This window comes from Sphaerisporangium sp. TRM90804 (assembly GCF_029846175.1).
In the GTDB taxonomy this organism is placed as follows: Bacteria; Actinomycetota; Actinomycetes; order Streptosporangiales; family Streptosporangiaceae; genus Sphaerisporangium.
Genome location: NZ_JARWAC010000025.1, coordinates 110,512 through 128,914, shown reverse-complemented (window position 1 = coordinate 128,914; position 18,403 = coordinate 110,512). Strand labels below are relative to the sequence as shown.

Annotated in this window: 19 protein-coding genes; 10 read left to right on the top strand and 9 right to left on the bottom strand. The window is 72.4% G+C overall.

The genetic code is table 11. From position 1 onward, the window contains the following. Positions 1-152 precede the first annotated feature (152 nt). Complete coding sequence (locus PYR91_RS28625) at positions 153-845, bottom strand: TetR/AcrR family transcriptional regulator (RefSeq protein WP_279784709.1); 693 nt, start codon at positions 843-845, stop codon at positions 153-155. Positions 846-978: 133 nt separating this feature from the next. Here PYR91_RS28625 and PYR91_RS28620 point away from each other — a divergent pair, with 133 nt between their 5' ends. The 4 genes from PYR91_RS28620 (at position 979) to PYR91_RS28605 (ending at position 5,221) form a co-directional block, all read left to right on the top strand. Continuing rightward, entirely contained in the window at positions 979-2,082 is a 1,104-nt protein-coding gene (locus tag PYR91_RS28620; RefSeq protein ID WP_279784707.1) for a LacI family DNA-binding transcriptional regulator, read from the top strand. A 173-nt stretch (positions 2,083-2,255) separates the two neighbouring features. Then, positions 2,256-2,504 (top strand): hypothetical protein, encoded by a 249-nt coding sequence (locus PYR91_RS28615; protein WP_279784705.1) that lies wholly within the window; start codon positions 2,256-2,258, stop codon positions 2,502-2,504. 112 nt (positions 2,505-2,616) lie between these two features. After that, positions 2,617-3,483 (top strand): N-acetylmuramoyl-L-alanine amidase, encoded by an 867-nt coding sequence (locus PYR91_RS28610; protein WP_347943588.1) that lies wholly within the window; start codon positions 2,617-2,619, stop codon positions 3,481-3,483. Between the two features lie 64 nt (positions 3,484-3,547). After that, a complete protein-coding gene (locus tag PYR91_RS28605; protein WP_279784703.1) occupies positions 3,548-5,221 on the top strand; it encodes a beta-N-acetylhexosaminidase in 1,674 nt (557 codons plus the stop codon). A 5-nt stretch (positions 5,222-5,226) separates the two neighbouring features. Here PYR91_RS28605 and PYR91_RS28600 read toward each other — a convergent pair whose 3' ends face one another. The 4 genes from PYR91_RS28600 to PYR91_RS28585 all read right to left on the bottom strand — a co-directional run bounded on the left by PYR91_RS28600 (position 5,227) and on the right by PYR91_RS28585 (position 7,741). Then, complete coding sequence (locus PYR91_RS28600) at positions 5,227-5,430, bottom strand: copper ion binding protein (RefSeq protein WP_279784702.1); 204 nt, start codon at positions 5,428-5,430, stop codon at positions 5,227-5,229. 90 nt (positions 5,431-5,520) lie between these two features. Then, the gene (locus PYR91_RS28595) at positions 5,521-6,594 is read right to left on the bottom strand and encodes a quinone-dependent dihydroorotate dehydrogenase (RefSeq protein WP_279784700.1); all 1,074 of its coding nucleotides are present in this window, start codon (positions 6,592-6,594) and stop codon (positions 5,521-5,523) included. Positions 6,595-6,615: 21 nt separating this feature from the next. Next, complete coding sequence (locus PYR91_RS28590) at positions 6,616-7,023, bottom strand: STAS domain-containing protein (RefSeq protein ID WP_279784698.1); 408 nt, start codon at positions 7,021-7,023, stop codon at positions 6,616-6,618. Between the two features lie 13 nt (positions 7,024-7,036). Beyond that, a complete protein-coding gene (locus PYR91_RS28585; RefSeq protein WP_279784696.1) occupies positions 7,037-7,741 on the bottom strand; it encodes a GAF and ANTAR domain-containing protein in 705 nt (234 codons plus the stop codon). Between the two features lie 652 nt (positions 7,742-8,393). On the opposite strand from PYR91_RS28585, the gene PYR91_RS28580 reads away from it, so the two are divergent. From PYR91_RS28580 to PYR91_RS28560, 5 genes are all read left to right on the top strand, one after another. Beyond that, a complete protein-coding gene (locus PYR91_RS28580; protein ID WP_279784695.1) occupies positions 8,394-9,392 on the top strand; it encodes a glutathione S-transferase family protein in 999 nt (332 codons plus the stop codon). Positions 9,393-9,477: 85 nt separating this feature from the next. Next, positions 9,478-9,978, top strand: coding sequence for a MarR family transcriptional regulator (locus PYR91_RS28575; protein ID WP_279784694.1), 501 nt, complete (start codon positions 9,478-9,480; stop codon positions 9,976-9,978). 143 nt (positions 9,979-10,121) lie between these two features. Then, positions 10,122-10,673, top strand: a complete 552-nt coding sequence (locus PYR91_RS28570; protein WP_279784692.1) for a sigma-70 family RNA polymerase sigma factor — start codon at positions 10,122-10,124, stop codon at positions 10,671-10,673. Next, positions 10,673-11,974: a CU044_5270 family protein gene (locus tag PYR91_RS28565; RefSeq protein ID WP_279784690.1), complete on the top strand. Its 1,302-nt coding sequence runs from the start codon at positions 10,673-10,675 to the stop codon at positions 11,972-11,974. The genes PYR91_RS28570 and PYR91_RS28565 overlap by 1 nt, the downstream gene beginning before the upstream one ends. Positions 11,975-12,228: 254 nt before the next feature. Then, entirely contained in the window at positions 12,229-13,389 is a 1,161-nt protein-coding gene (locus tag PYR91_RS28560) for a glutamate--cysteine ligase (protein WP_279784688.1), read from the top strand. 45 nt (positions 13,390-13,434) lie between these two features. On the opposite strand, the gene PYR91_RS28555 is transcribed toward PYR91_RS28560, so the two are convergent. The 3 genes from PYR91_RS28555 to PYR91_RS28545 form a co-directional block, all read right to left on the bottom strand. Next, positions 13,435-15,003 (bottom strand): NAD(P)-binding domain-containing protein, encoded by a 1,569-nt coding sequence (locus PYR91_RS28555; protein ID WP_279784686.1) that lies wholly within the window; start codon positions 15,001-15,003, stop codon positions 13,435-13,437. Positions 15,004-15,008: 5 nt separating this feature from the next. Next, a complete protein-coding gene (locus PYR91_RS28550; protein WP_279784684.1) occupies positions 15,009-15,563 on the bottom strand; it encodes a carboxymuconolactone decarboxylase family protein in 555 nt (184 codons plus the stop codon). Between the two features lie 153 nt (positions 15,564-15,716). Then, positions 15,717-16,232 (bottom strand): peroxidase-related enzyme, encoded by a 516-nt coding sequence (locus tag PYR91_RS28545; protein ID WP_279784683.1) that lies wholly within the window; start codon positions 16,230-16,232, stop codon positions 15,717-15,719. Positions 16,233-16,738: 506 nt separating this feature from the next. Between PYR91_RS28545 and PYR91_RS28540 the strand changes: the two genes are divergently transcribed. Next, entirely contained in the window at positions 16,739-17,131 is a 393-nt protein-coding gene (locus tag PYR91_RS28540) for a nuclear transport factor 2 family protein (protein WP_279784681.1), read from the top strand. 302 nt (positions 17,132-17,433) lie between these two features. On the opposite strand, the gene PYR91_RS28535 is transcribed toward PYR91_RS28540, so the two are convergent. Beyond that, positions 17,434-18,120, bottom strand: coding sequence for a carboxymuconolactone decarboxylase family protein (locus tag PYR91_RS28535; RefSeq protein ID WP_279784679.1), 687 nt, complete (start codon positions 18,118-18,120; stop codon positions 17,434-17,436). Positions 18,121-18,403: the final 283 nt, after the last annotated feature.

Here is an 18,403-nt window from a genome sequence, read left to right as displayed (position 1 = left end):
CATGGATTTCCGTGACGCGGGGAGTCGGGCTTCAAGGACGACATGCGCACCGCGCCCGAGCCCACCGCGAGCGGAGACCATGGGAGGGTGTGGACGGCGCCGACCGCGCCCGGCGCCAACCGCACCCGGGCCACGGCCCGTGCCCGGCCGTGTCAGGCGCCGGCCTCGCGGCCGAGCCCGGCGAGCAGCTCGCCGACCTGCGTGTCGTGGCCGGCGGCCACCCGCAGGAGGGCGACCATCTGGTCGACGAGCAGGCGTTCGAGGTCGCTCCGCGCGATGTCGCGGTTCTCCAGCCAGTCGAGGCCGGCGGTCTCCACCGAGGCGATCCACGACCGCAGCGTGATGCGCAGCGCCGGCCCGGGCTCCACCACCTGAAGCTGATAGATGATCATCTTGAACAGGCGCCGCCGCACCCCCTCGACGATCTCGCCGACCTCGCCGGCCCGGTTCGCCGGGCCCCCGCGCAGCAGGGCCGCGAAGCCCGCCGCGTGGTCCTCCACGAAGTCGAAGTAGCGGGTCAGGCCGCCGGCCACCTCCTCCAGCGGGCCGCCTCCGTTCACCGGGCGTAAGCGCGCCTCGAGCTCGGCGGCCGCTCCGCGCAGCGCGGCGACGTAAAGCTCCTGCTTGCCGCCGAAGTAGTGGTAGACCAGCGCCCGCGACGCCCCCGCCGCCGTGGCGACGTCGTCGACCGAGACGTCTTCGGCGTCGTGCCGGCTGAACAGCTCAAGCGCGGCGGCCATCAGTTCCTCGCGACGGCGGTCGACGCTGAGCCTGCGCCGTGCCGGCCTGGCGCCCCCGGAAGCGGGGTCCTCCCGCTCGCCCGAGGCCCTTGATGTCGCACCCACATGCGCACACTATCGGAGGGGATGCTCGATAAGCGCGGCCCCGATGACCATCAGCCGAGCCGCAACCCGTACCCTCGACGCGACTCGATCGTTTGGTCTGACAGGTGCACATCCACTCATCGTGGGGAGAACCATGTCAGGACCGTCCATGCAGACGACCGCCCGGTACCGTTCGGATCTCGGCACGACCGACACCGGCCTCGGCGACGCCCACGCGCCGCGCCCTCGGCCGACGATCCGCAACGTCGCCGAGCGAGCGGGCGTCTCCAAGTCGCTGGTCTCCCTGGTGCTGAGGGGGTCCCCGCACGTCAGCGAGCATCGGCGCGAGGCGGTGCTGCAAGCGGCGCGCGAGCTCGGGTACCGGCCCAACGCGGTGGCGCGCAGCCTCGTCGAGGGGCGCACCCACCTGGTGGGCGCTCTGGTGGCCGACCTGCACAACCCCTTCTACGCCGAGTTCCTGGACGGCCTGCAGGAGAGCCTGCACGGCGACGGCCTGCGCCTGCTGATCGGCAGCGGCCGGTGGAACCCCGCGTTCGAGGAGGAGGCCGTCGAGGCGTTCCTGGAGCTGCGGGTGGACGGGCTGGTGCTGCTCGGGGTGGCGCCGTCCAGCGAGAACCTGGCGGAGGCCGCGGCGTACACGCCCACGGTGGTCGTCGGCGAGCGCGACGTGCAGCTCGACAGCGTGGACATCGTCGTGGACGACGACCAGCTCGGCGCGCGGCTCGCGGTCGACCACCTGGTCGAGCTGGGGCACCGGCGGATCGCCCACATCGAGGGCACCCCGTCCTCCTCTGCCCGCTTCCGCTGCGAGGGCTACCTGGTGGCGATGCGCGGGCACGGCCTGGCGCCGCACATCATGGTCGAGCACGGCGACTTCACCGAGGAGGGCGGCCGCCGGGCGGCGCGCGCCCTGCTGGAGCGCGACCCGCGCCCGACGGCGATCTTCGCCGCCAACGACGTCGTCGCCCTCGGCGTGCTGGTCGCGGCCAGCGAGCTCGGGCTGCGCGTGCCGGAGGACCTGTCGGTCGTGGGGTACGACAACACCCACCTGGCCGCCGTGCACCACATCTCGCTGACCAGCCTCGACCAGCCGCGGCGCGCGATGGGCAGATCGGCCGCCGCGCTGCTGAGCGACCGCATCTCCGACCCCGGCAAGACCTCCCGGCTGCGCGAGGTCACCCCCCGCCTGGTGGTGCGGCACAGCACCGGCCCGGCTCCAAGTGACCCCCAAGGGTAGGTCAACGTCCACGGCGGGCGCCGCCGGCAGGTGTTGACTCTAGAAACATGGCGCCGGTCCCCGGCGTGCCGGACCGGCCCGAGGCGGGCCGGCACCGCTCACCGTCACGGGGACGGCGGGCGGGCACGCGGTGCCCGCCGGGCCAGGCGGCCGGTGCCCGAGCGGGGGTACACATGCGTGATCCGGAACTGGTCTCGTGCGCGCAGCACGCCGCGGCGGAGCTCGAACGCGCGTGGGCGCACTGGCGGGCCGCCCGGGGCAAGGACGACGAGGGAGCCACCGAGTCGGTGGCCGGCTACGTCGCCCACTCCATCGACCATCCGTGGGGCCGCCCCCGCGTCGTGCTCGGCCTGGACGCCGAGGACGCCAGGGAGCTGGCCGCGCTGCTGCAACGGCAGGAGCTGGGACAGCACGCCTGGTGACCCGGGCGGGCCGTCCGCGCGGCCCGGTATGACCGCCTTTCGCATCGCGGCCGGTCCATCGCGCCTCTGCGCGTAAGTTGGAGACCGTGAGGTCGTCTGCGAAGGGATCATCGTGACCAGTCGAGCACTGGCCGTCACGTGCATGGCGCTCTTAGGCGCCGGCGTCACGGCGTGCGGCGGGGCCGCGAGCACCGCCGCCACCGGTCTTCAGGAGGCGCCGGCCGCGCGCGTCACGACCGTGTCCACCGCGCCGGCCTCCGCGGGGCGCACCCCCGTCGGCGCCGCCGCCGCGCCCGAAGCGGCCCCCGAAGCGGCCCCCGAGCCGCTGGCCGGCAAGGTCATCGTGATCGACCCCGGGCACAACGGCGGCAACCACCGCGACCCGAAGGCCATCAACAAGCAGGTCAACGTCCTGACCCAGTGGAAGGCCTGCGACACCACCGGAACCGCCACCAACAACGGCTACTCCGAGGCGGCGTTCACCTGGGACGTCTCCCGGCGCCTGGCGAAGATCCTCAGGGCCGAGGGCGCCACCGTGAAGCTCACCCGCGACGGCAACTCCGGCGTCGGCCCCTGCATCACCCAGCGCGCGGCCATCGGCAACCAGGCCCACGCGGACGCGGCGGTCTCCGTGCACGCCGACGGCGCGGCGGCGCAGAGCCGCGGCTTCCACGTCATCATGCCCGAGAAGATCGGCGGGCCGGTCGACCCCGTCGTCGGCAAGTCGAGGAAGCTCGGCATCGCCCTGCGCGACGCCTACCGCGCCGGCACGGGCCTGCCGTACTCCACCTACATCGGCAAGAACGCGCTCGACTACCGCGACGACCTCGGCGGGCTCAACCTGTCGACCGTGCCCAAGGTCTTCATCGAGACCGGCAACATGCGCAACGCCGCCGACGCCTCGCGCCTGACGAACGCCGCCTTCCGCCAGCGGATCGCCGAGTCGCTCGCCAAGGGCCTGCGCGACTACCTCGGCTGACGCGTCGTCCACAGGCTGTGGACGAGGCCGGCCGGTCGCCGGGCGTCTTTGGCATGATCGACCCATGACCGACCTCATCCCCCGCCCACGCGCCGTTCGCACCACCCCGGGCTCGTTCACGCTCGCCGCCCGATCGGCGGTCGCCGGTCCCGCCGACCTGGCCGACCCCGTGCGGCTCGCCCTGGCCGTCCTGGACCTCCGGCACGACCCGTCCTGCGGAGACGGCCCCCAGGGCTCCCCAGAGGGCCGTGGGGCCGCGATCAGCGTGCGCCGGGACACCGCCCTGGGCGCCGAGTCCTACACGCTCGACGTCCGCGCCGGCGGCGTGGAGATCGCGGCGGGCGACGCGGCCGGGGCGCTGTACGCCGCCCAGACGCTGCGCCAGCTCCTGCCCGCCGAGGCGTTCCGCTCGGTGGCTCCGCCCGGCGCGCGCTGGGCCGTGCCGTTCGTGCACGTGGCGGACGCCCCGCGGTTCCCCTGGCGCGGAGCCCACCTCGACATCTCGCGGCACTTCATGCCGAAGCGCGAGGTGCTGCGCATGATCGACCTCCTCGCCCTGCACAAGCTGAACCGCCTCCACCTCCACCTGGCCGACGACCAGGGCTGGCGGGTGGAGAGCCGGGCCTACCCGCTGCTGCACGAGGTCGGCTCGCACCGGGCGCGCACCACCACCACGCCCTTCCGCCAGGAGGGCGAGCCGTCGTTCGACGAGACCCCGCACGGCGGCCACCTCACGCTGGCCGACCTGTCGGAGATCGCCGGCTACGCCCGCGCCCGGGCGGTGACGATCGTGCCCGAGATCGACGTCCCCGGCCACGCGTCGGCGATCCTCGCGGCCTATCCGCACCTGTCGGCCGACCCCGGCGTGCGGCACGCCGTCCTCGACCGCTGGGGCATCTCCCCGGCCATCCTGTCGCCGCTCCCGCCCACGGTGGAGTTCCTGACGACGGTCTTCACCGAGATCATCGACGCGCTGGGCCCCGTCCCGTACTTCCATCTGGGCGGCGACGAGTGCGTGCTCGACGCCTGGGCCGCCTCTGACGAGATCGGCGACTACCGGCGCTCACTCGGGCTGGACACCCCCGCCGACCTGCACGCGTGGTTCCTGCGGCGGCTCGCCGACGTGCTCGCCGGCCTCGGCTCCCGGGCGGTCGTCTGGGACGAGGCGTTCGTCAGCGGCATGCTCCGGCCGGACACCGTCGTCATGCCGTGGCGCGGCATGGAGGTCGGGCGGCGGGCCGCGGCGGCCGGCCACGACGTCGTGGCGACCCCGGTGTTCCCCCTGTACTTCGACTACGCCGAGGCGGCCTCGCCCGAGGAGCCGGTGGCGATGGGCGACGCCGTCACCGTCGACGACGTGGCGGCGTTCGAGCCGGCGCCGGCCTCGTGGACGGCCGGAGAGGCGGGGCACGTGCTGGGCGCGCAGTTCCAGCTGTGGACCGAGCGCATCCCGGACGGCCGCGCGCTCGACTACCGGGCCTGGCCGCGCGGCTGCGCGCTCGCGCACGTCACGTGGTCGGGCGCCGGCGAGGGGTTCGCCGGGGCGCTGCCCGCGCACCTGGCCAGGCTGGACGCCTACGGGGTGGAGTACCGGCCGCCGGCCGGGCCGCGGCCGTGGCAGCGCGGCGGCACCGGCGCCCGGCGCCACCGGCCCGGCGCGGTGACGGTGAGCGAGGCGATGCGTCACCTCGAAGGGCTCACCCGCGAGGCCGACTCCACCCGCCCCAGCATCGGCTGACGCGCTCAGACGACGGTGTAGCCGGCTTCCTCGATGGCGGCTCGGATGGCGGCGTCGTCGAGGGGCTGGTCGCCCGACACCTCGACGACGCCGGTGCCGAGGTCGACGCGGACCTCGCTGACGCCGCGCACCTCGCCGACCTCCTCGGTGACAGACCTCACGCAGTGGTCGCAGGTCATGCCGGTGACGGTGAACGCGCTGGTGGCCATGGTGCTTCCCCTCCTGTCATCGGTACCTCACGAGGGTAGGGGACGCGCCGCCGGCGCGAGACCCGCGCCCACCGCCCGGGGCGGCCGCCCTCAGGCGCCGACCCGGCCGATCACCTCGCGCACGGAGGAGTATCCGTGGCGGCGCAGGCGGCGCGACAGGCCCCGGTGGATGCGCCAGGCCCACAGCGGGCCCTCGTAGATCATGCCGGTGTACCCCTGCACCAGGGTGGCGCCGGCCAGCAGCCGCTCCCACACGTCGTCGACGGTCTCGACCCCGCCGACCGACACCAGCACGAGGTGGTCGCCCACCCGGCCGCGCAGCCTCCTCAGCACCTCCAGCGAGCGCTCCTTCAGCGGGCGGCCGGACAGCCCGCCCGTCTCGGCCGCCTCCGCGGCCTTGGAGCCCGGCAGGCCCTCGCGGGAGACGGTGGTGTTGGTGGCGATGATCCCGGCCAGGCCGAGCTCGACGGCGAGGTCGGCCACCGCGTCGACGTCGGCGTCCGCGAGGTCGGGGGCGATCTTCACCAGCACCGGCGTGCGGCCCGCCGCCCGTTGGACCTCGCCCAGCAGGGGCCGCAGCCGCTCGACGGCCTGAAGGTCGCGCAGGCCGGGGGTGTTGGGGGAGCTGACGTTGACCACGAGGTAGTCGGCGAGCGGGGCGAGCTTCCCCGCGCTCGTTGCGTAATCGCGGACCGCGAGCTCCTCGGGGATGACCTTGGTCTTGCCGATGTTCACGCCGACCACGACGGGCACGCCGCGCGGGCGGCGCAGGCGGCGGGCGGCCCGCTGTGCGCCCAGGTTGTTGAAGCCCATGCGGTTGACGATCGCCCGGTCGGCGCGCAGCCGGAACAGCCGCGGCCGGGGGTTGCCCGGCTGGGCGTGCGCGGTGATCGTGCCGACCTCGACGTGGCCGAAGCCGAGCGCCGCGAGGGCCTCGACGCAGGCGGCGTCCTTGTCGAAGCCCGCGGCGAGGCCGAAGGGGCTCGGGAAGTGCACGCCGAACGCCTGGACGCGCAGCGCCTCGTCCCGCGGCGCCAGCACGCGGTGCAGACGGCGCTTGACCACCGGGGTCGCCGACAGGACGCGCAGCCCGCGAAGGGCGGCGTGGTGCACGGCCTCGGCGTCGAACCGGCTGAGCACCTGCGAGAAGAGCAGTCGATACATCACCGACCAGGGTAGCCCGGTTCAGTTGGCGCTCGGCGCGTGGTCCGGGCGGAACGACCGGAGCCGGATGATGCGCCAGTTCTCCGGGAGGCCGCCGTCCTCGCCGGCCCGCTCGTCGATGCGTAACCGGCCGTCGAACCGCAGGAGCCGTAACAGGCGCAGCACCGGGCGGGAGGGCCGCGTGATCGCCAGCGTGCCGCCCTGCCTGCGCATGTGGAGGTCGAGCCAGCTCAGGGTGCGGGCGCCCGAGCAGTCGATGAAGGTCACGTCGGTCAGGTCGAGGGTCAGCCGGGACGGCCGGTGCCGGTCGAGCAGCGCCGTGAGGCAGCCGCGCAGCTCCGCGGCGGCGCCGCCGTCGAGGTCGCCGTGCAGGCAGACCCCGACGGCGGCCCTCGACGGCAGCTCGCGTGACGAAATCATCATCACCATGGACGGATTCCCGTCAATTGGGAGGGGCCTGCTCGCCCAGGATCTCCGCGGCCAGGTCGGCCACGCGGCGCCGGCTGTCGCGGGCCCGCTTGCGCAGGCCCGTGAACGCCTCGGCGGCGGTCAGGTCGTGCTTGCCCATGAGGTAGCCGATGGCCCGCTCGATCACGATGCGGTAGTCCAGCGCGTACTGAAGCTGGTCGGCCAGCACGGTCTTCTCCTCGGCCCTCACCGCGGCCGCCAGCACCTCCTCTATGACGTGCGCGTAGGCGAGCAGCGCCTGGGTGTCGGACTCCTCCCATTCGTGCCGCGCGGCCTGGTAGACGTTCAGCGTGCCGACCGGCCCGCCGCCCAGACGCACCGGGACGCCCGCGACCGCCCGCACGCTCGGGTCGAGCAGCTCGGCCAGGCCGGGCCACCGCTCGTCGTCCTGCACGTCGCGGGTGGTCACCGCGCCGTTGGTGAAGTACGCCGACACACAGGGCCCACGCCCCAGCGCGGCCTGGGCGTGTTCGAGGCTGCGCCCGGCCTCGTCCGTCGTCACGAGGTAGCGCAGGCTCTTGCCCTCGTCGGCGAACATGAGCCCGGCGCCGGCGTAGCCGAACAGCCGGTCGACCACCTGAACGATACGTTCCAAGTGGTGGACCACCCCGCTGCCCTCGGTGGTCGTCTGGAGGCCCCTCAGGCTCGCCACCAGAGCCTCCGGATCAATACGTGTCATCTTCCATCCTCTTGTGAACCCCGCACCTGCGCCGGCGCGTTCATGCAGAGGCATACGCGTTTACCGTGGCATGTGCCCGAAAACGGGCAGAACAGCCCCGTTCGCGCGAGCGCCTGCTTCTCGGCGAGCTGGACGGCGCCGGTCGCGCGGCGATCCCGGCGAGCGCGGGAACGCCGGACCGGCCGTCCGGCCGGCGGAAGAGACCGGCGTACGCGGCCGGCGCAGTGCGCGGCCGCGACGCGGCATGCAAGGTCAACACCCGTGCCAATGGCGGTGCCACCTCCAGTTGAGGGAGCTCCGCGGACACAGGGCGGAATGATCTGCGCAAAGCGTAGTGCGGCACGACGACTAAGGCCAAGTGGTTGACCCACCCAGTAGTGATAATCGGCATGCCCAGGTGCGCGGGGACCTTCCGCTGCGGCCGAGAGCAGGTGGTCGGGGTCCGCCGGCCCCTTCCCCCGCCACAATATGCGCTGTTCCGAGTGCGCGCGGATTCGCGGGGCCACCTTTACCTTTCCGCACGTCCGCGCCCCGCTCCACCGGTCGCGCCGGGCCGGGCGCGCGGCGCGGCGGTGCGGGTGCGAGGGTGGGGACCGGTGTGGTCCGGCGGACGGCCGCCGGACGTCGGCAGCCCACGAGAAGGGATGCATCGATGACGGACACGTCCGCGGTCGCGAGCCCGATCGACTTCGCCGTGCACGGTGACTACGGCGACTACAAGAAGAAGGCCCCGGCCGCCGAGCGGGGCGCCTTCACCCGGGCGCCGTACAGCTTCAGGGGCCGGATCACCGCCGACGGCTCCGGCGGCTTCCGGGCCGAGCCGGGCCGCTACCACCTCTACGTGTCATGGGCCTGCCCGTGGGCGCACCGGACGGCCATCGTCCGGGCGTTGAAGGGGCTGGAGGAGGTCGTCTCGCTGTCGGCCGTGGACCCCGTGCGCGACGGCCGGGGCTGGGCCTTCCGCGAGGGCCCCGGGCACACCGCCGACCCGGTGAACGGCTTCACGCTGCTGCGCGAGGCGTACGAGCTGAGCGAGCCGGGGTACGACGGCCACGTCTCGGTGCCGGTGCTGTGGGACCGCCAGACCCGGCGGATCGTCAGCAACAACTTCCCCGACATCACGATCGACCTGGACACGGCGTTCCAGGAGTGGTCGGGCACCGGCGTCGAGCTCTACCCGGCCGGCCTGCGGGCCGAGATCGACGCCCTGAACGATCGGGTCTACGCCGCGGTGAACAACGGCGTGTACCGGTGCGGCTTCGCGACCTCCCAGGAGGCGTACGACACCGCCGTGGCGGAGCTGTTCACGCTCCTGGACGAGCTGGAGGAGCGGCTGGGCGGCCGGCGCTTCCTGTTCGGCGACCAGCTCACCGAGGCCGACGTGCGGCTGTGGGTGACGCTGGCCCGTTTCGACACGGTCTACGTGACCCACTTCAAGGCGAACATCCGGCGCCTGGTGGACTACCCCAACCTGTGGGCCTACGCCCGCGACCTGTACCAGCGGCCGGCGTTCGGCGGCACGACGAACTTCGACCACATCAAGCGGCACTACTACACCACGCACCCCAGGATCAGTCCGAGCCGCATCGTGCCGGCGGGGCCGCTGCTCGACTGGGCGGCGCCGCACGGCCGCGACCGCACGGCCGGCTGACCGGGGCGCCCGCCCTCGGCCAGGGAATGCTTCTGCCATGGAAAGGTAAGGTGGAGGAACGCTCGACGGCGCGGAGGAGGACGGCATGTCGGCTGACACGCCGGAGCGGGACGCCGCCACCGCGGTCGAGCTGATGACCCTGATGCGGCGCCTCACCGTGGAGTTCGACCGCTTCGCCGAGCGGTTCGCCGCCGTCCACGGCCTGCACCGCACCGACCTCAACGCCGTGATCGTGATCACGGACGCCGTCCGCGACGGCCGCCCGCTCACCCCGGGCGGCCTCGGCACCGCGCTCAACCTCAGCGCCCCCGCCACCACGGCGCTGCTCAACCGGCTGGAGCAGTCCGGGCACGTCGAGCGGCACCGCAGCCCCAACGACCGCCGCAAGATCGAGCTGGCCCCGCGCGAGCAGGCCGTCACGCTGGCCGGCCGGTTCCTCACCCCGCTCACCGGCCACCTGTCCACCGCCCTCGACCGGTTCACCGACCAGGAGCGCGAGATCATCAGGCGTTTCCTGGCGACCGGCATCGAGGGCGCCGTCTCGGCCGGCCACCACCTGGAACGGCGCGGCATCCGGGGCGGCTGACCCTCTCCGTCCGGGCCGCGGCCCCGCTCCGGTCCCCGCCGCGAGGGCGCCGCGCCCCCCACCCGCGCGCACCGCGCCTCCGCGATAATCGGGCGATCGCGCACGAAGGGGTAATCCAGCGGCGCGCGGAGGGACTACTGGGTGTGGACGATCCCCGAGAACGCTTCACCGACCTCTACGACCGGCACTACCGGAGCGTGCTGGGCTACGCCCTGCTGCGGGCCGAGCACGGCGTGGCCGAGGACGTGGCCAGCGAGGCATTCCTGATCGCCTGGCGACGCCTGGACGAGGTGCCCGATCCCCCGCTGCCGTGGCTGCTCGGCGTGGCCCGCAACCTGCTGGCCAAGCAGCGCGACTCGCGGCACAGGGGCAAGGCCCTCGTCGACCGGATCGCGGCGCTGACGACGCCGCGGGACCAGGTGGACTGGGACGTCGCCGACCACGTCGTCGACAGGGAGCACGCGCTCGCCGCGCTGGCCCGCCTGCCTGAGCGCGACGTGGAGGCGATGGCCCTGGCCACCTGGCACGGTCTGCCGCCCGACCAGGCCGCCGCCGTGATGGGCTGCTCGACCCGCACGTACAACGTGCGGCTCCACCGCGCCCGCAGGCGCCTGGAGAAGGCGCTGCGCGCCGAGCCGGGGGCCGCCCGGCCGTACACCGGTGCCGTCGGCCACCCGTTCCTTGAGGAGGCCTGATGCCCTCCTCGCCCCCCTCCCCCCGCGACCCCGACAGGGAGCAGCACATGACCGATCGACTGTTCGCCGCGCTCAGGCCCCGAGCGCTCGACGAGGTGGCAGAGGAGGCCTACGGGCGGCGCCGGGCGGGAGACCTCGCCCGCGCCTTCGACGCGCCCCACACTCCTTCGGGCCGCTCCGCGCGCGCCCGGGGGCGGTCGCGCCGCCCATCCCTCATCCTCGCCGGCACGGCCGCCGCCGGGCTCGCCGCCGCGGTGGTGCTCGTCCCCGGCCTGGTCTCCGACGACGCCTCCCCCGGCAGGGCGCCGATCCAGGCCGGCAGCCCTTCGACGCCGCCGGTCGCCTCGGCGACGCCGCTGGACGCCCGGTCGGTGCTGCTCGCCGCCGCCGAGACCGCCGCTCGGGAGCCGGCGGACTCCGGCCGCTACTGGTACACCCGCACCCGCACGGACTCGCTGATCAGGGATCTCCCGGGCGCGTACGAGGCCAGGCTCGACGAGCTGCTCCGGCAGAGGGAGGCGGCCAAGGGCGACGCGGGGGGCGACGACGCCGCGGAGAAGGCCGCAGAGAAGGAGTTCGAGCGCGAGGTCGGCCGGCTCAAGCGGGAGTCGGCACGGAGTGCCGGCCCGCCGTTCGCGGCCGCCACCTCCGAGACCAGCGAGACCTGGCGCGCCCGCGACAAGGGGGGGACCAACCGCGGCGTGACCCGGCCCGCCCCGGAGGCGACTTTCGCCTCCGCCGCCGACGAGGCGCGGTGGAAGGCCATGGGCTCCCCCGAGCTCGTACCGGACCGCCGGACGCGGACATACGAGGACGACCTCGATCGGGTGCTGTCGATCGACAACCCCGGCCTCACCATACGGAACGTGTCGAAGCTGCCCACCCGCAAGGAGGCCCTGCGCGGCCGGCTCCGCGACATGTACGAGGCGTCGCCCGGCCGGCGCGGGCAGGCCGACGCGGGGTTCGCCGCCTACCTGTGGCAGACGGGCACCGACCTGCTGACCTCGCCGATCACTCCGGGCACGCGCGCCGCGCTGTTCCGCGTGCTGGCCGAGCAGCCGGGCATCACCTCCACGGGCCGGGCGGGCGACGTCTTCGGCCGCGAGGGCGTCGCGCTCAGCACGACCACGCCGGGCGACGAGACCACGCGGGGGGACGTCGAGTACCGGATGATCCTCGACGAGGGCACGGCCGAGCTGCTCCAGATCGAGGTCAGGGACGAAAGGCCGCTTCCGCTGCTGAGCCAGGCGTTCGAGCGGACCGGCTGGGTGGACCGCCTCGGGGAGCGCCCCGCCGGCTGACCCCCGCCCCGGAGCGGCCGGGCCCTGCCCGTTCGGGGCGGGGCCCGGCCGTTCGGCGGTGTCACAACAGTGGGCGGACGGCGGTGTGCGGGCGGATAGGGGCCCCGGGAAATCCCTCCACGGCTCCGCGCGAGCATGATCAGCTCGGTACCGTTGCGTCATCGGCAGGCAAGCTGCCGGGTACGGGCGCCGGCGCGCCGCGCCGCGACCGCCGGCACGCCCCGTACGGGCCGCCCCCAGCTCTGGAGTGGACGATGACGGCGACCATAGAGTCCGCGCAGCCGGCGCCTTACGACGCGCTCTGCCCGCTGGTGGGGGTGGAGGAGGAGTACCTGGTCGTCGACCCGCTGACGCGCGAGGTGACGCCGCGCGGCACGCAGGTCGTGGAGCGCGCCGCCGCGGAGCTGGGCGACCTGGTGAGCACCGAGATCACCCAGTTCCAGGTCGAGGCCAAGACGCCTCCCTGCGCCGGCACGGTGGAGCTGCGCGAGCACCTGCGCAGGATGCGGGTGGCCATGGCCGCCGCGGCCGACGCCGAGGGCGTGGCCCTGGTGGCGTCGGGCACGCCGGTGCTCGGCACGATCGTCCCGCCGCCGATCACCGAGCACGCCCGCTACGACGTCGGCATCGCCACGTACCGCACCCTGCACGACGAGCAGAGCATCTGCGCGGCCCACGTCCACGTCCACCTGCCCGACCGCGAGCGGGCGCTTCTGGTGGGCAACCACCTGCGGCCGTGGATGCCGGTGCTGGTGGCGTTGATGGCCAACTCGCCGTACTGGGGGGGCCGCGACACCCAGTACGCGAGCTGGCGCACCCTCACGTGGTGCAAGTGGCCGGTCGCCGGGCCGGCGCCGTACTTCGCCTCCGAGGCCGAGTACGACGAGGTGATCGCCACGCTGACCCGCGTGGGCGCCCTGGTGGACCCCGGGACGATCTTCTGGGACGTCCGGCCGTCGTCCCGGCTGCCGACCTTGGAGGTCCGGGTCACCGACGTCCCGGCGACCGCCGAGGAGTCCGCGCTGCTCGCGGCCATGGTGCGCGGCATGGTGCTGGCGTTCCTGGAGCGGGTGGACGCCGGCGACCCGGGGCCGCGGCTGCGGGCCGAGGTGCTGCGGGCCTGGTACTGGAGGGCGGCCCGCGACGGCCTGGAGGGCCGGGTGATCGACCCCGCCGACGGCGAGCTGCGGCCGGCCACCGACGTCGTCACGGGGCTGTTCGACCTGATCGGCCCGGCCCTGGAGCAGACCGGCGACCTCCACGTGGTGACCCGCGGGCTGGAGCGGCTGCGGGCGATCGGCAGCGGGGCGGCACGCCAGCGGGCCGCCTTCGCCCGGCGCGGCGAGACCGCCGACGTGGTCGACTACCTGGTGGAGCGGCTGGTGGACCCCGGCGGCGCGCACGCCTGGGAATGACCCCGTGACGCCCCGGCCGGCGTGGCCGGCCGGGGCGCGGCGGACTTACGGGCGGGCCGTCTCCACGCCGAGCTGCGCGGCGAGGAACTTGCACAGCGGCTGCACGTGGCGCACCTGGTCGCGCCACTCCGCGGCGAGGTCTTCGAGCAGGTGCTGCTCGGCGACCTGCTCACCGTTGTGCCACGCCCGCACGACGGGGTGCAGGAAGGCGCTCTCGTGGGCGCGGTCGGGGGTGGGGTGCCGCACGATGTTGAACACGTCGGCCTGGTCGCGAGGCCCCCAGCGCAGGGTGGCGGTGAGCACGAACGGCTCGTCCGCGAACCGCTGGACCGCGTAGTCCTCGGGCAGGTCGATGTAGTGCCGGACCTCCCCCGTGTCCCGGTCGACGACGTACACGTCGCACAGGTACTCGAACTGGGTCCACAGCGCCGAGCTGTAGTTCAGCCGCTCCAGGATGGTGGCGGTGAGCTCGTCGGGGTCGGCGCGCAGCACCTGGGAGTCGAGCGGGGTGTTCTCGTAGCGCTCGGCCAGCAGGGCGGTCAGCGTGCGCAGGTTGTAGCGGAAGCCGTCGATGAACGCCGAGGAGGCGCCCTTGAAGTCGCGCCCCTGCATCAGGGTGCCCGCGAAGTACAGGCCGTCGACGTTCTGCGACTGGAAGTCGGGGCGGATCACCGGCAGCCGGCCGCCGAACCCCATCTCGGGCATGCACGACTCGTCGAAGACGCTGGTGTCCATCCGGAAGCCGGTGCAGCGCACGACGTGGTCGTACTCCAGCACCGCCTTCTCGCCCTGGGCCAGCGTGTAGGTGATCTCCGCCTTGAAGCAGTCGCCCTCGCTCCAGATGCGGTCGATCTCGCACTCCAGCACGCCGTCCAGCGTCTTGAACCAGTAGCTGTCCAGCAGCGCGCCGTACTGGCCGCGCACGTGGCCGGGGTGCTTGGTGTCCCAGGCGAACCGCACGGCGTGCGGGCTGGCCAGGTGGATGACGGACGCGTGGCCGAGCATGGCGTGCGCGGTCTCGAACGCGGAGTTGCCCTTGCCGATGACGAGCACCCGCTTGCCGGTGTACTGCTCCCCCGAGCACGACATGTCCTCGTAGCCCGTCGCCAGCTCGATGCCGGGGATGTCGGGGATGAACGGACCGCCCCAGCCGGCCGCCATGATCACGCACTCGGCGCGGAAGACCTCGCCGCCGGCGTGCACCGTGAACAGGCCGTCCACCTTCTCGATGCGCTCGACGGCGGTGGAGTACCGCACGTTGAGGTCGTGCTCGCGCTGGAAGTCGGCGAGGTAGCGCACCAGGTCGTCCGCGCGTGGGAAGTACTCGCGCGAGTACTGGGGGAACAGCAGGTCGGGGTTGTCGTTGAGCAGGGAGTTCCAGTCCCAGCGCAGCGCGATCTCCGGGTCCTTCTGGCCGATGTTCACCTTGTTCAGCGAGATCAGCTTGCGGTGGCGCGGATAGCGGCGGAAGAAGGCGCCGGGCGCGTCCTCGCGTTCGAGGGTGAGGTAGTCCGCGCCGGTGCGCTGCAGGTAGTAGCTGAGCTGCACACCACCGGGCCCGGCACCGATGATCAGGTAACGGTGGACGTGGCCGTCCGGTCCCGTCGTCGTCATCAGACCTAGTACTCCGAATCTGTCAGAACGCCGAGGTAACCGCCGCAGATCAGATGCCCGGCGATCGAGATGTACTCCGCGGGGTCATCGGGTGTGGACGCGGCGAGGCCGTCGACGTAGCGGTTGAACATGCAGAAGGCCGCCGCGATGAGCACCGTGTCATGGATCTCCAGGTCGGTCGCGCCCGCCTCACGGGCGACCATGACCTGCTTCTCGGTGACCTCGCCCCCGCCCTTCTGCACCGAGGCGGCGATGCCGAGCAGCGCCCGGAGCTTCTCGCCGATCGGAGCGGAGGCCAGGTCGGTCTGCACCTGCGCCACCAGCGTCATGCCCTTGGGCAGTTGCAGGGCGGCACAGGCCCCGTGCGAGGAGGAGCAGAACCGGCACTCGTTCAGCTCCGACACGTACGCGGCGATGAGCTCGCGCTCGCCGCGCGACAGCGTGTTCGCGTCGCGCAGCAGCACCTCGGCCAGCTCCGCGAGCGGGCGGGCTGTCTCGGGCCTGTAGCGCAGCAGGCCGACGATGCCGGTTTCGCCGTCGTTGAGAGCGATGTGAGCCATGGATCCTCCTCATGCCATCGACGACGTGGCTCTCCCGACGCGCGTTGTGCACATCCCGGCTACCTCGGCACTGCACCGAGTCTCCGTGGCAGCGTCGGTTTTCACGACAGGTCGACGCGTTTGTAGGGGTGAGCGTTTCGATCGGACTAGGGGTCAGGCCCGGCGCTGTGACTCCTCCAGCAGCGCGAGGTAGCCGTCGGCCACGATGCGCGGCGCCCGCGCGGCGTAGACGGCCGGGTCGTCGGGGGCGAAGGTGGCCAGCCCGTCGACATAGCGGTTGAACATGCAGAACGCCGCGGCGATCAGCACGGTGTCGTGCACCTCGAGCTCGGTAGCCCCCGCCTCACGGGCCGACTTGATCTGCTCTTCGGTGACGTCCTGGCCACTGCGCTGGACCGAGGCGGCGATGCCCAGCAGCGCCCGGAGCTTGTCGCCGACCGGGGCCGCGCCGAGGTCGTCGCGCACCTGCTCGACCAGGTCCATGCCCTCCGGGAGCTGCGCCGCCGCGTAGGCGGCGTGGGAGGAGTAGCAGTACTTGCACTCGTTCAGCGCGGACACGTAGGCCGCGATCAGCTCGCGCTCACCGCGGGTGAGCGTGCTCTCGGCGCACAGGAGCACGTCCACGAGCGCGTTCAGGGGACGCGCGGTCTCCGGGCGAAACCTAAACAAGCCCCGGATGCCGGGCTCGTCCGAGTTAAGAGTGATGTGAGGCATGGTGCTCCCCCGGCGAGAACGGCGGTATCGGCAGAAAGCCAGCGAACGGCCCAGCACGGCATGGCGGGCCCAGCAGGCCTGTGCCGATGATCCATCGCCCCCTCCCGGCTGTCAACGGCCGGTGGCCCGATGTCCGCTTTCGGGCCGGCGCCGTTTACCCGGCCGGACCGGGGATCGTCGGCCGGATTTCATTTCCGGGGACACCCCTTAACGACATAGCGGATTCCTCCGGAACCTGTGCGTGACAATGCGTGGTCAGCCGCCCGGGTGTCCATAATGCGGAATGCGGCCTGTTTCGGCGGGCCGTCTCGCGGGAATGCTCCACTGTTTCTCCGGGGCAACGGCGGGATTACCACCATGGACAGGTTGTTCTTACTCCCTTTGTCGGCTCAGACTCGCGCGGCGTAGCGTCACCGAAGCCGCCTAAACAGGCTGACCCGCCGTCTGAAGGAGCGTTCTCCATGTCCGAACACCCGAACGCGACCGTCGCCCGTGACAGCTACGAAGCCCTGGCCAAGGGCGATCTCAACCGCATCAGCGAACTCCTGACCGACGACGTGGTGTTCCACGTGCCGGGCCGTGGGCCCCTCGCGGGCGACTACCGCGGCAAGGACGAGGTGCTGCGCTACCTCGGGAAGATGACCGAGGTCACCGACAGCAAGCTTCGCTTCGAACCCGACTCGTACCTGGCCGGGGAGGATCACGCGGCGGTACTGCTCCACATCAAGGGGGAACGCGACGGCAGGGAGATCGACGACCAGGGCGTGCACGTCTTCCGCATCAGCTCGGGCAAGATCAGCGAACGCTGGAGCTACCCGCAGGACTCGTACGTCGTGGACGAGTTCTTCGCCTGACCGATGGCGCGCCGGCCCGGCCGCCGAGCGGCCGGGCCGCCGGGTGACACTGTGTCTCCGTGTCACCCGGCACGGCCGGCGAATGGTTGTGGATTCTCCTTCAGCTCACGCCCCTTCCTTTCTCGTGGCGGGCCTTTCACCTCTGTGGTTCCTTGGCCCGGCCTTTCTCCGTCTGTTTCGCTCGTCGTGCCGCCTGATGGGCCGGCGCGTATCGGGGCCGCCTTCGCGCGGTCGTCGTGCCCGATGATGTGGCGCGTCCTTTCTTTTGGGTGCGCGGTGCGTCTCCGGCGCTTTCCGCCGTCTCAGGCGGCGTGTACGGAGTCGGCCGCCAGCACCCCCAGGTATCCCTCGGTCCGCTGGGCTCTCGCCACATAGACCTCCGGATCGTCGGGGGCGAACGTGGCCAGACCGTCCACGTACCGGTTGTACATGCAGAACGCCGCCGCGATGAGCACGGTGTCGTGGATTTCGACGTCCGTCGCGCCGGACGACTTGGCCTGCGCGACCTGTTGCTTGGTGACGTTGCGCCCGCTCTCCTGCACCGATCCGGCGATGCTGAGCAGCGCTTTCATCTTGTTCGACACCGGCGCGGTGGTCAGGTCGGCGCAGATCTGGTCGACCAGGTCCATGCCTTCGGGCAGCCGGGCCGCCGCGAACGCCGCGTGGGTGTAGTAGCAGAACCGGCATTCGTTCAGCGAGGAGACGTAGGCGGCGATCAGCTCCCGGTCGGCCCGGCTCAAGGTGCTGTCCCCGCAGAACAGCACCTCGCTGAGGTGAGCCAGTGGAAGCGCGGTCTCCGGGCGGAACCGGAACAGCCCTCGGATCCCGGGTTCGTCGGTGTCGAGTTTGATGTGCGGCGAGGTGGGGCTCTCCAGCCCCGCGAAGGACGGTTCTCGCCCGCCGACGCGCGCTATGGCGCGCGGATTGAAGATGTCCGTCAATTTGATGTCGATGGTCGACCGTGCCGGCAGAGTCAGGGCAGTGGTCATTCTAGGCCTCTCTTGTGTACCGTCCTAGTTGATTTGTGGTCACACGTACGATTCTGCGGCTTTTCGGACTCTGGGCCCATACAGATCGAAGTCAGCAAGTTGCCGGGCAGTTACCGTTTCCTGCCATCGCATGGTGGTTGACAACGGCTGCCTGCGCGAATATGAGCACCCCACGCAGGCGGCGCGACCGCGTTCACCCTCGGCCGTACCGCCCGTGTACGGGGAGAATCACTGATTACGGTGATTTCGACATCACGGACAATGTATACGCGCGCCCTAGCGC

Excerpts from the sequence above, each read along its gene's own strand:
- PYR91_RS28620 (WP_279784707.1), top strand. The coding sequence starts at position 979 with ATGTCAGGACCGTCCATGCAGACGACCGCCCGGTACCGTTCGGATCTC.
- PYR91_RS28615 (WP_279784705.1), top strand. The coding sequence starts at position 2,256 with ATGCGTGATCCGGAACTGGTCTCGTGCGCGCAGCACGCCGCGGCGGAG.
- PYR91_RS28605 (WP_279784703.1), top strand. The coding sequence starts at position 3,548 with ATGACCGACCTCATCCCCCGCCCACGCGCCGTTCGCACCACCCCGGGC.
- PYR91_RS28600 (WP_279784702.1), bottom strand. The coding sequence starts at position 5,430 with ATGGCCACCAGCGCGTTCACCGTCACCGGCATGACCTGCGACCACTGC.
- PYR91_RS28595 (WP_279784700.1), bottom strand. The coding sequence starts at position 6,594 with ATGTATCGACTGCTCTTCTCGCAGGTGCTCAGCCGGTTCGACGCCGAG.
- PYR91_RS28590 (WP_279784698.1), bottom strand. The coding sequence starts at position 7,023 with ATGGTGATGATGATTTCGTCACGCGAGCTGCCGTCGAGGGCCGCCGTC.
- PYR91_RS28585 (WP_279784696.1), bottom strand. The coding sequence starts at position 7,741 with ATGACACGTATTGATCCGGAGGCTCTGGTGGCGAGCCTGAGGGGCCTC.
- PYR91_RS28580 (WP_279784695.1), top strand. The coding sequence starts at position 8,394 with ATGACGGACACGTCCGCGGTCGCGAGCCCGATCGACTTCGCCGTGCAC.
- PYR91_RS28575 (WP_279784694.1), top strand. The coding sequence starts at position 9,478 with ATGTCGGCTGACACGCCGGAGCGGGACGCCGCCACCGCGGTCGAGCTG.
- PYR91_RS28565 (WP_279784690.1), top strand. The coding sequence starts at position 10,673 with ATGCCCTCCTCGCCCCCCTCCCCCCGCGACCCCGACAGGGAGCAGCAC.
- PYR91_RS28560 (WP_279784688.1), top strand. The coding sequence starts at position 12,229 with ATGACGGCGACCATAGAGTCCGCGCAGCCGGCGCCTTACGACGCGCTC.
- PYR91_RS28555 (WP_279784686.1), bottom strand. The coding sequence starts at position 15,003 with ATGACGACGACGGGACCGGACGGCCACGTCCACCGTTACCTGATCATC.
- PYR91_RS28550 (WP_279784684.1), bottom strand. The coding sequence starts at position 15,563 with ATGGCTCACATCGCTCTCAACGACGGCGAAACCGGCATCGTCGGCCTG.
- PYR91_RS28540 (WP_279784681.1), top strand. The coding sequence starts at position 16,739 with ATGTCCGAACACCCGAACGCGACCGTCGCCCGTGACAGCTACGAAGCC.
- PYR91_RS28535 (WP_279784679.1), bottom strand. The coding sequence starts at position 18,120 with ATGACCACTGCCCTGACTCTGCCGGCACGGTCGACCATCGACATCAAA.